Origin of the sequence: Micromonospora sp. NPDC023633, assembly GCF_040640035.1 — a bacterium.
Classification (GTDB): domain Bacteria; phylum Actinomycetota; class Actinomycetes; order Mycobacteriales; family Micromonosporaceae; genus Micromonospora.
Genome location: NZ_JBFABB010000094.1, coordinates 18726 through 28505 on the forward strand (window position 1 = coordinate 18726; position 9780 = coordinate 28505).

Below are 9780 nucleotides of genomic sequence, written 5' to 3' on the forward strand. Positions count from 1 at the left end.
GCCAACGCTCAGGATCCGGGCCGTACCGTGTGCCGAATGAGATCGCCGTTGTCGGCCGCGTGGATCCGGCGTGCCCTGCCCACCCGCCGGCGCGCCGTCGCCGCGACGGTGGTCCTCGTGCTGCTCGCCGCCGCCGTGACCTGGGCCGTCCTGCCGCAGGGACCGGCCGTGCGCACCGAGGCGGCGATCGTGAACGTCCCCTCCGGGCCCGGCGGGGACGAGCCCGTCGACCTGGACACCACCTTCTACCTGCCCGAGGACGCCTCGGCCGGGAGCAAGGTGCCGGCGGTGCTGCTGGGGCACGGGTTCGGTGGCACCAAGGAGTCCGTCCGCGCCGACGCCGAGGAGTTCGCCGGCCGTGGCTACGCGGTGCTCACGTGGACCGCGCGGGGCTTCGGCCGCAGCGGCGGGCAGATCCACCTGGACCACCCGGACTACGAGGTTCGGGACGCGCAGCGCCTGCTGGACTGGCTCGCCGACCGCCCGGAGGTCCGCACCGACGCCGCCGGGGACCCGAGGGTCGGCGTCGTCGGCGGCTCGTACGGCGGCGGCCTGGCGCTGCTGCTCGCCGCGCAGGACCAGCGCGTCGACGCCATCGTGCCGATGATCACCTGGAACGACCTGTCCCGCTCCTTCCTGCCGGAGAGCACCGGGAAGGAGCCCACCGAGGGCGTGTTCAAGTCCGGCTGGGCCGGCGTCTTCTTCGGCAGCGCCGGCAACGCCGGCGCCGGGCCGGCCGGGCTCTCCGGGGCACCCGCCGCCCAGCCGGAGGGGGCGCCCGCCACCGGCCCGCCCAGCCCGGGGCCGGGCGCCGGCCCGGGGACCGGTCCGGGGCGCGCCCCGGTCGGGGTCGCCGATCCGGCGTGCGGCCGGTTCGCCGCCGACATCTGCGCCGCGTACCTGCGGATCGCCACCACCGGCCGGGCCGACCAGGCCGCCGTGGACCTGCTGCGCCGCTCCAGCCCGGCCGGCGTGCTCGACCGGATCAAGGCGCCGACCCTGCTGGTGCAGGGCGAGGCGGACACCCTCTTCCCGCTCGGCGAGGCGGACGCGAACGCGCGCGGCATCGCCGCCGCCGGCACGCCCGTCCGGGTGGCCTGGTTCACCGGCGGGCACGACGGCGGCGAGGGCCCGAAGACCGACTCGGACCGGGTGAAGTTCCTGACCGTGCAGTGGCTCGACCACTACGTCAAGGGCGAGGGCCAGGCCCCGGGCGACGACTTCACCTGGTCCCGCATCGCCGGCTTCGACGCCCTCGACCGGGGACTGGTGGCCACCGGCTACCGCTACGCCGACTACCCGGGCGTCGCCGGCACGGCCCGCCGCGACGTACCGGTCGCCGGCCCGGCCCAGCCCGTCGCGAACCCGCCGTCCGGCAACCCGGCCGCCATCTCCTCGGTGCCCTTCGCCGGCGAGTTGTCGTCGCTGCTCGGCGGCGTGGCCGGGGACATCCCCGGCCAGCACGCCCGGTTCGAGTCGGCGCCGCTGGCCGAGGCGGTGGACGTGGTCGGCGCCCCGACCGTCGACGTCCGGGCGGCGTCGCCGACGGGGGAGGCGGTGCTCTTCGTCAAGCTCTACGACGTCGACCCCAACGGCGCGGCCACCCTGCCCAACGGCCTGGTCGCCCCGGTCCGGCTCACCGGCCTGCCGCCGCGGATCGACGCGGCGCGGCCGGTCACCGTCACCCTGCCGGCGATCGTCCGCCGGTTCGAGGCCGGGCACCGGCTGCGCGTGGTGGTGGCGACCTCCGACCAGGCGTACGCCACCCCGGTCGAGCCGACCGTGCACACCGTGGCGGCCGGTGGCGCGGTCAGCCTGCCGACCGTCGCCGGCGACCCCATCCCCACCTCCGCCACCGTGTGGCGCTGGGTGCTGGTCGGGCTGATCGCGGCGATCGCCGTCGGGCTCGTCGTGGTCGTCGCGGTGGTCCGCCGCCGGCACCGCCGCCAGGACAGCTCCGTCCATCCGGCGTACGCGGGCGTCCCGCTGGCCGTGCGGCAGCTCCGCAAGGAGTACGCGGACGGCTTCGTCGCCGTCTCCAACGTCGACTTCGAGGTGCACCCGGGTCAGGTCGTCGGCCTGCTCGGCCCGAACGGGGCGGGCAAGACCACCACGCTGCGGGTGCTGATGGGGCTGACCCAGCCCACGGCCGGCGAGATCTACGTCTTCGGGCACCGGCTGGTGCCCGGGTCGCCGGTGCTGTCCCGGATCGGCGCGCTGGTCGAGGGGCCGGGCTTCCTGCCGCACCTGTCGGGGCTGGAGAACCTGAAGGCGTACTGGCGGGCCACCGGGCGGCCGGCCGAGGACGCGCACTTCGACCAGGCCCTGGAGATCGCCGGGCTGGGCGCGTCCGTGCACCGCCGGATCAGGAACTACAGCCACGGCATGCGGCAGCGCCTGGCCATCGCGCAGGCCATGCTGGGCCTGCCGGAGCTGCTGGTGCTCGACGAGCCGACCGACGGGCTCGACCCGCCGCAGATCGCGGAGATGCGCCGGGTGCTCCAGCGCTACGCCACCGACGGCCGGGCGGTGCTGGTCTCCAGTCACCTGCTCGCCGAGGTGGAGCAGACCTGCACGCACGCGGTGGTGGTGAACAAGGGCCGCATCGTCGCCTCGGGCCCGGTCGAGGAGATCGTCGGCGAGTCGCCCAGCGTGCTCTTCGACGTGACCGACCCGGAGGCCGCCCGGGCGGTGCTGGCCGGCCTGCACGGGGTGCGGGTGCTCCCCGACGGCGAGGGGCAGCTCGTGGTGGACACCAACGGCACCGCCCGCAGCGAGGTCGTCGCCGAGCTGGTCCGGGCCGGCATCGGGGTGGACCGGGTGGTGCCGCGGCGCCGCCTGGAGGACGCGTTCCTCGCCCTGGTGGGCGAGAACTCTCGGGGAAGCGGGGACCGATGATGGCGGGCACGTCACCCATGGTGGGAGCGGCGGCCGGCTACCGGCCGTCGGCGACCCTGCCGTTCGGCGCCGAGTTCCGGCGGCAGGCATCCCGGCGGCGTACGCAGCTCGCGCTCGGGTTCATGGTGCTGCTGCCGTTGATCATCCTGATCGCGTTCCAGTTCGACACGGGCGACGACGACGACAACGGGCGCGGGGAGTTCGGCAGCCTGGTGGAGTTCGCCACGTCGGGCGGGCTGAACTTCACGCTCTTCACCATCTTCGTCTCGGCGTCGTTCCTGATGGTCGTGGTGGTGGCGCTGTTCTGCGGGGACACGGTGGCCAGCGAGGCGAGCTGGGGCAGCCTGCGCTACCTGCTGGCGGTGCCGGTGCCCCGGGCCCGCCTGCTGACGGTGAAGCTGCTCGTCGCGCTCGTCTACTCGGCCCTGGCGCTGCTGCTGCTCGCCGGCACCGCCCTGCTGATCGGCACCCTCCGCTACGGCTGGGAGCCGCTGCGCAGCACCGTGGCGGCCCAGCTCGAACCGGGCGAGGGACTGCTGCGGCTGCTGGGTGTGCTCGGCTACCTGGCGGTCGTACTCCTGGTGGTGGCCGGCCTGGCGTTCCTGCTGTCGGTGGTGACGGACGCCGCGCTCGGCGCGGTCGGTGGCGCGGTGCTGCTCTGGATCCTCTCCAGCATCCTCGACCAGATCACCGCCCTGGGCGCGCTGCGCGCGTTCCTGCCGACGCACTACAGCACCGCCTGGCTGGGGCTGCTGTCGACGCCGGTGCAGACCGACGACGTGGTACGCGGCGCGATCTCGGCGATCAGCTACGCGACGCTCTTCTGGGGCCTGGCGTTCTGGCGCTTCACCCGCAAGGACGTCACCAGCTGAGTCGCCGGGCGCCTCACGGCAGCGGCACGGGGCTGCCCGGCGCCGGCCTGTCCGGCACCGGGCTGGCCGGCTGGGTCGGCGTCGATGCCGGGTCGGCCGCCCGCTTCTTCCAGGCGCTGACGCCGATCCGGCCCGTGTTGCCGAGGTCGATCGGCCCGTCCAGGCCGACGGCCTGCGCGGACCGGCCCACGGCGGGCGCGACCTCCAGGCGCTCGCCGTTGGTGGCGACGACCGTCGGATCGGTGACCAGGTTGCGCCAGAGCACGGCGGCGCCGGCCCGCTCGCCGGGCCCCAGGGTCAGCGGCCGGGGCGGGTCGTCGAAGCCCGACGTGATCTCCTTGGCCCCGTCGACCACCCGGACCGGTATGGGGTTGCCGTCGCCGTCGAACAGGCGCAGCACCGGGTAGCCGTCGAGCCGGTAGGGCTCCGTGCCGCAGTTGACCAGTTCCAGGCCGAGCGCGCGCAGACCCATCGCGGCGCTGGTGCCCGGCGAACTGATCCGGACGCCGGATGCCGGGCAGCCGGTCGTGGGAGTGGCCCAGAACGCCGTCGCCGACGCGGTCGCTGTCGGCGTCGTGCCGGGCATCGTGGCCGGCGGCGGACCGGCCGACGGCGGGTCGGTCGCGGGCGCACAGGCGCCGAGCAGGACGAGGCCGGCGATCGCGAGCCCGACCGTCCGTGCCGGACCTGGAAGGCCGTCGCGTGAGCGCGGTGCGGGTCGGCCCGCGTGCCGGCGTGCGGGTCGGCGTACGGGCCGGCGTACGGGTCGGCGTGCGGGGAGTGCCATCGCCCGATCATCGCACCGGCCGGTGCGCCGCCGATCCCCAGACATCGCCCGGTGACGGTCCGGCGGGCGCTGTCGGGCTGCCCCATCGGTGCGACCGGCCGGAGCGGGTCACCCTTGCGGTGCCTGTCGAGCTGAATCGTCTACGACATCACCGGCCCGGAACCCCCGGCGAGGCGACGGCGACAGGTGCGACGCTCCTGGCCGGACGCCGCCACAGGCGGTTTCTGTAGTGACGTGGCGCCTGTGAGTGAGAATCGGGTATGGACACTCCGCCCGCCGCGCCGCCACCTGAGCCGTCGTCCGCGCCGCTGCCTGAGCCGTCGTCCGTGTCTCCGCCTGAGCCGTCGTCCGTGTCACCGCCCGTGTCGTCACCTGAGCCGTCGTCCGTGTCTCCGCCCGTACCGCCGGCTGAGCCGTCGTCCCCGCCCGTAGCGCCACCGGAGCAGCCGGCCGGGCCGTCGCCCCGGCCGAAGGCCTGGGCCGTGCTGGCGGACGAACGCCTGCCCGGGTTCCGCGGGCTCCCGCCGAAGCAGCGTGCGGTGTACGTGACCGCCGCCGCCGTCGTCCTCGTGGTCGGCGTGCTGTTCGCCTACCACGCCAACCTTCTCCTGGACCGGTCGACGGCCACCGATCGGGCCCGCTCGGACAGGCAGGCTCAGAAGGCGGTCGACCGTGAGCAACCCGCGTTTACGTCCACCGCCACTCCCCTCGACTACGACCAGTACCTGCCCGAGGCCTTCACCGTGCTGCTCGACCGGCCGCTGACCGAGGGCGAGCAGGCCACCCTGACCGCCCTGAACGGCGATGCGTCGCGGGTATGGGAGTTCATGAAGCCGCTCGGCGGCCGGATCGTCGAGCGCGCGTCCTATGTGGCGCCCTTCGAGGATGGCAACGAGAATCGCGGCAACGCCCAGACGTTCGACCTGAACCTCAACAGCGACCGCGCCGCCGGACTCACGATCAACAACATGACCGCCGTCAAGGATTCGTGCCGCGCACCCACCGCGCAGACCGTCGTCGTCATCCCCCCGGCGGGTGCTGAGTCCCGGCAGGGCCTGCTGTGGGACCTGACCGGCGGGCCGACGGACAAGCCGCACGGCCCGTACGTCCTCGACGAGGGCGAGCCGCAGGAGGGCCAGCTGTACTTCCGCCGCAACGTCGTCGAGCTGGGCAACGGTCAGTCGAACATGGCGTTCCGCATCCAGCCGGAGGTGTCCACCCACACCTGTGAGTGGCACATCGTCGCCTCGTACACCGACACGACCGGTTCCCACGAGCAGCGCATCCCGAGCGGTGCCGGCACGTTCACCACCGAGGCCGTCCCGTCGCAGCCCGTCCAGTACTTCGAGCGCGTTCCGGGGTCGGGGTGGGGCTGCCTCGGCGAGGTGAGTCAGCAGGGTTGCCCGTCCACCGAACTCGTACGGCTGCCGAGGCCACCAGTCCACCGACCGGTCCCGGACTGAGGTGGCACGGTCGCGGGGAGATCAGCGGGAGCGGGACCTGCGCTTGCGGGTGGGGAAGTCGGCGGCGGGGACCGTGTCCCCCGCGTCCGGGGCGTCGGCGGTGCCCCCGTCGCTCGACGCCCCGACCACCCGGGCGTCGGTGTGGCTCAGCTCGGCCAGCGTCGTGCCCCTGAGCTGGTAGACGGCGGTGCGCCGGATGCTCAGCTCCGCCATCGGGCCGTCCGCCGGCCGGGTCAGGTAGACCACCGTCGCCCTGCCGTCGCGCACGCTGACGCTCTCCACCGGCGTACGGTCGCCGAGGTCGACCTGGGCCTGGTAGTCCGGTTCGCCGCTGACGTCGCGCCAGGCGGCGAGGGTGAAGAAGCGGCCGGTGCCGCCGCCGTCGAGCATGACCACGCCGATCGCGTCGTCCGCTCCGTCGCCGTCGAGGTCGCCGACGGCACACGGCCTCTGCAACGCCACCGTCGTGCCGCCGCGGTCGGACCAGCGGCCGTCGGTGAGGCGGATCGGGGCGGCGTACTCCCGGTAGCGGACCTTCCGGCTGCCGACCCGGGCGTTGCGCAGTTCGAGGCAGGTGAGCCCGTCAACCGTGCGGCGGGGGGTCGGGGTCGCCCGGGTGGTGTCGACGTCGTCCCGCTTCGCGGCGGCGCCGGCCGGCCGGTCGACGGACCGGTTCCGCTTCTTCCGGTTGCCGGGGGAGCAGGCGGTGGTGGCGACCAGCAGGCAGGCCATGGAGAGCGCCACCACCGGGACGAGCTTGCGACGCATCGCGCGTTCCTTTCCGTCGATGTGCCCGCACCGTAACGGGCCCGCGCCAGCGCCCTTGTGGACGGTGCGTCGGCTGGCCGTGGGAGCGTTCCCAAAGAGGGGGATTCAATCGACACCGTCAAATGTCCGACGGCATTCTGGTGTCGTCCCCGTCGTCCTGCCCGGAGGTGCCCTGATGCTTGCTGACCGGATCGGTGGCCCGGCCCTGTCCCTGTTCCGCGCCGTCGTCGGCCTGCTCTTCCTCTGCCACGGTCTGGCCTCGCTGCTCGGGATCCTCGGCGGAAACCGGGGCACCGGCGAGGCGGTCCCGCTCGGCGAGTGGCCGGGGTGGTGGGCGGCGGGCTGGTGCTCGTCGGACTGTTGACCCGGGCGGCGGCCCTCCTGGCGTCCGGCTCGATGGCCTACGCGTACTTCGTGGTGCACCAGCCCGACGCGCTGCTCCCGCTGCGCAACGGCGGTGAGCTGGCCGTCCTGTTCTGCTGGTCGTTCCTGCTGATCGCCGTGTTCGGCCCCGGCGCGTGGGCGGTCGACACCCTGCTGCGTGCCCGGTGCCCCGGCGGCTCCCGCTCGGTGACCGCCTGAATCCGTACCGTCGAGGAAGGGTCCGCCGGCCCTGGCCGGCGGCTGCGGGATCGCTCACAGCGTGGGATCTCCCGTCGATCCGGGCTGCGCGGGTGCTTAGACTCGACGGCACAACTGCATACCTCATCCAGAGGGGCTGAGGGATACGGCCCGACGACGCCCCGGCAACCACCCCGCGCGCTCACCGCAGAGCGACCGGCGGGGCAGGTGCCAATTCCGTCCCCGCCGCAGGGTGCGATGCGGGGAAAGATGAGAGGACCCGCGACATGACGTCGACGTTCGCCCCCTCCGGCATCGACACCACCGCCAGCCCCGCCCGCGCCCTGGTCTGCCGCGCCTGTTCGGCCCGCTACCCGCTCGCCGCCCAGCACGCCTGCTACGAGTGTTTCGGCCCGCTGGAGGTCGACTACGACGCCGCCGCGCTGGCGGCCGTCACCCGGGAGCAGATCGAGGCGGGTCCGCGGAACATCTGGCGGTACGCGGCGCTGCTGCCCGCCGGTCAGGACCCGGCCACCCGGGTCACCCTCGACCCGGGCCTCACCCCGCTGGTGGCCGCCCCGCACCTGGCCGCCGAGCTGGGCATCACCGCCCCGCTCTGGGTCAAGGACGACAGCGCGAACCCGACCCACTCGTTCAAGGACCGGGTGGTCTCGGTGGCGTTGACCGCCGCCCGCGCGCTCGGCTTCAACCGCTACGCCTGCGCCTCCACCGGCAACCTGGCCAACTCGGTCGCCGCGCACGCCGCCCGGGCCGGCGCGCCGTCGGTGGTCTTCATCCCCGGCGACCTGGAACAGGGCAAGGTCATCACCACCGCCGTCTACGGGGGCGAGCTGGTCGCCATCGACGGCTCGTACGACGACGTCAACCGGCTCTGCGGCGAGCTGGTGGAGACGGACGAGTTCGAGGACACCGCGTTCGTCAACGTCAACGTCCGCCCCTACTACGCCGAGGGCTCGAAGACGCTCGGCTACGAGGTGGCCGAGCAGCTCGGCTGGCGGATCCCGGCGCAGGTGGTGATCCCGATGGCCTCCGGCGAGCTGCTCACCAAGATCGACAAGGCGTTCGCCGAGCTGGTCGAGATCGGCCTGGTCGAGGCGCCGGCCGGCGGCTGGAAGGTGTTCGGCGCGCAGTCGGCCGGCTGCAACCCGATCGCCACCGCCCTGCACGCCGACACCGACACCATCACCCCCGTCCGGCCGACCGGCATCGCCAAGTCCCTCAACATCGGCGACCCGGCCGCCGGCATCTACGCGCTGGAGGCGGTGCGCCGCACCGGGGGCTGGATGGAGTACGTCGACGACGACGAGATCCGCGCCGGTATCCGGCTGCTGGCCCGGACCACCGGCGTGTTCGCCGAGACCGCCGGCGGGGTGACCGTGGCGGTGCTGCGCAAGCTGGTCGAGTCGGGCCGGCTGGACCCGGCCGCGGAGACCGTCGTCTTCAACACCGGCGAGGGCCTCAAGACCCTCGACGCGGTGGCCGGCGAGGTCGGCCCCACCCACCGCATCAAGCCCTCCCTGCGCGCCGCCCGCGACGCCGGCCTCCTGGGCTGACCCCACCCCACCCCACCCCACCCCACCCCACCCCCCTGCCCTCCTGCCCCCCCGGCGTTCTCCGCGTCGATCATGAGGTTGGCGGCGAAGTTGATCGCGAGCGGTGCCGCAAACCTCATGATCGACGCGGAGCGGGGACCCTCCGGGGGCCGGGCGTTTCGAGGGGTTGCGTGCGGGTGGGAGGGGTGGAGTGGGGGATTCGGGGGGTAACTGGGTTTTCGCTGTGAGTGCGGAAAACGCGCCGACAAGGACTTGACGGCAGTAACCGGACGGCGCAAGATGCTCCGTGCGGGAGGGCGTCTCGCCGGAGACTTTCAGTTCTTGCGACCCAACGCCGGAGGCGTTGTGCGAGCGTCCCTCCCGACCAACTTCCGATCGGGCCAGCGGTTAATTCGCTGGCCCGATCGTCGTCGGGTGGCGCACCCTCAGCCGATGAGCATCGCGATCGTGCCGCTCGACGCCGCCGACCAGGCCGCGGTCGACGAGGCGTACCGGATCGGCGCGGCGGCCAACGACGCCGACCTGCCGGACTTCCCGCCCTTCTGCCGGCGGCGCTTCGAGGCGGCCATCCGGCACCCGCTGCCGGGCAACGATCCGCTCTGGGCGCTGGCCCGCCTCGACGGCGTGCCGGCCGGCTACGTCGCGCTGGACCTGCCGCAGCTCGACAACACCGAGAACGCCACCGCCGAGGTGGTCGTGCACCCGGAGTTCCGGCGTCGCGGCGTCGGCCGCGCGCTGCACGGGCACGCCGTACGCCTGCTGCGGGAGCGGGGCCGCAAGCGGGTGCTGGCGATGGCGGTCGCCGCGCTGCCCGGCGGTCCGGCCCGGTCCGGGGCCGGCGCCGCCTTCGCCGCGTC

The 9780-nt window shown here is 74.0% G+C and carries 7 protein-coding genes, 1 pseudogene and 1 riboswitch; of the genes and pseudogenes, 6 read left to right on the forward strand and 2 right to left on the reverse strand.

Going from position 1 to position 9780, the window contains the following annotated elements:
- Nucleotides 1-36: 36 nt before the first annotated feature.
- A complete protein-coding gene (locus AB0G13_RS25175) occupies nucleotides 37-2898 on the forward strand; it encodes an alpha/beta fold hydrolase (protein ID WP_357878784.1) in 2862 nt (953 codons plus the stop codon).
- Nucleotides 2895-3770 carry an ABC transporter permease subunit gene (locus AB0G13_RS25180; RefSeq protein ID WP_357878787.1) on the forward strand — a complete coding sequence of 292 codons (876 nt, stop codon included), beginning with the start codon at nucleotides 2895-2897 and terminating at the stop codon, nucleotides 3768-3770. Before AB0G13_RS25175 ends, AB0G13_RS25180 begins: the two co-directional genes overlap by 4 nt.
- Before the next feature lie 13 nt (nucleotides 3771-3783).
- Here AB0G13_RS25180 and AB0G13_RS25185 read toward each other — a convergent pair whose 3' ends face one another.
- Nucleotides 3784-4602, reverse strand: a complete 819-nt coding sequence (locus AB0G13_RS25185) for a DUF4232 domain-containing protein (RefSeq protein ID WP_357878790.1) — start codon at nucleotides 4600-4602, stop codon at nucleotides 3784-3786.
- Nucleotides 4603-5039: 437 nt separating this feature from the next.
- Here AB0G13_RS25185 and AB0G13_RS25190 point away from each other — a divergent pair, with 437 nt between their 5' ends.
- The gene (locus AB0G13_RS25190) at nucleotides 5040-6020 is read left to right on the forward strand and encodes a hypothetical protein (RefSeq protein ID WP_357878793.1); all 981 of its coding nucleotides are present in this window, start codon (nucleotides 5040-5042) and stop codon (nucleotides 6018-6020) included.
- Between the two features lie 21 nt (nucleotides 6021-6041).
- Here AB0G13_RS25190 and AB0G13_RS25195 read toward each other — a convergent pair whose 3' ends face one another.
- A complete protein-coding gene (locus AB0G13_RS25195; protein WP_357878796.1) occupies nucleotides 6042-6788 on the reverse strand; it encodes a hypothetical protein in 747 nt (248 codons plus the stop codon).
- A gap of 175 nt (nucleotides 6789-6963) precedes the next feature.
- On the opposite strand from AB0G13_RS25195, the pseudogene AB0G13_RS25200 reads away from it, so the two are divergent.
- From AB0G13_RS25200 to AB0G13_RS25210, 3 genes and pseudogenes are all read left to right on the forward strand, one after another.
- A pseudogene (locus tag AB0G13_RS25200) lies at nucleotides 6964-7370 on the forward strand (DoxX family protein).
- A 120-nt stretch (nucleotides 7371-7490) separates the two neighbouring features.
- Nucleotides 7491-7626: riboswitch (SAM riboswitch) on the forward strand.
- A gap of 10 nt (nucleotides 7627-7636) precedes the next feature.
- Nucleotides 7637-8923, forward strand: a complete 1287-nt coding sequence (thrC, locus tag AB0G13_RS25205; RefSeq protein WP_357878799.1) for a threonine synthase — start codon at nucleotides 7637-7639, stop codon at nucleotides 8921-8923.
- A 432-nt stretch (nucleotides 8924-9355) separates the two neighbouring features.
- Nucleotides 9356-9780, forward strand: a 425-nt coding sequence (locus AB0G13_RS25210) for a GNAT family N-acetyltransferase (protein WP_357878802.1), incomplete at its 3' end; no start/stop codon positions are given.

Bases quoted from the DNA above. Each gene is read 5' to 3' on its own strand.
- AB0G13_RS25175 (WP_357878784.1), top strand. From the start codon at position 37: ATGAGATCGCCGTTGTCGGCCGCGTGGATCCGGCGTGCCCTGCCCACC.
- AB0G13_RS25180 (WP_357878787.1), top strand. From the start codon at position 2,895: ATGATGGCGGGCACGTCACCCATGGTGGGAGCGGCGGCCGGCTACCGG.
- AB0G13_RS25185 (WP_357878790.1), bottom strand. From the start codon at position 4,602: ATGTCTGGGGATCGGCGGCGCACCGGCCGGTGCGATGATCGGGCGATG.
- AB0G13_RS25195 (WP_357878796.1), bottom strand. From the start codon at position 6,788: ATGCGTCGCAAGCTCGTCCCGGTGGTGGCGCTCTCCATGGCCTGCCTG.
- thrC (WP_357878799.1), top strand. From the start codon at position 7,637: ATGACGTCGACGTTCGCCCCCTCCGGCATCGACACCACCGCCAGCCCC.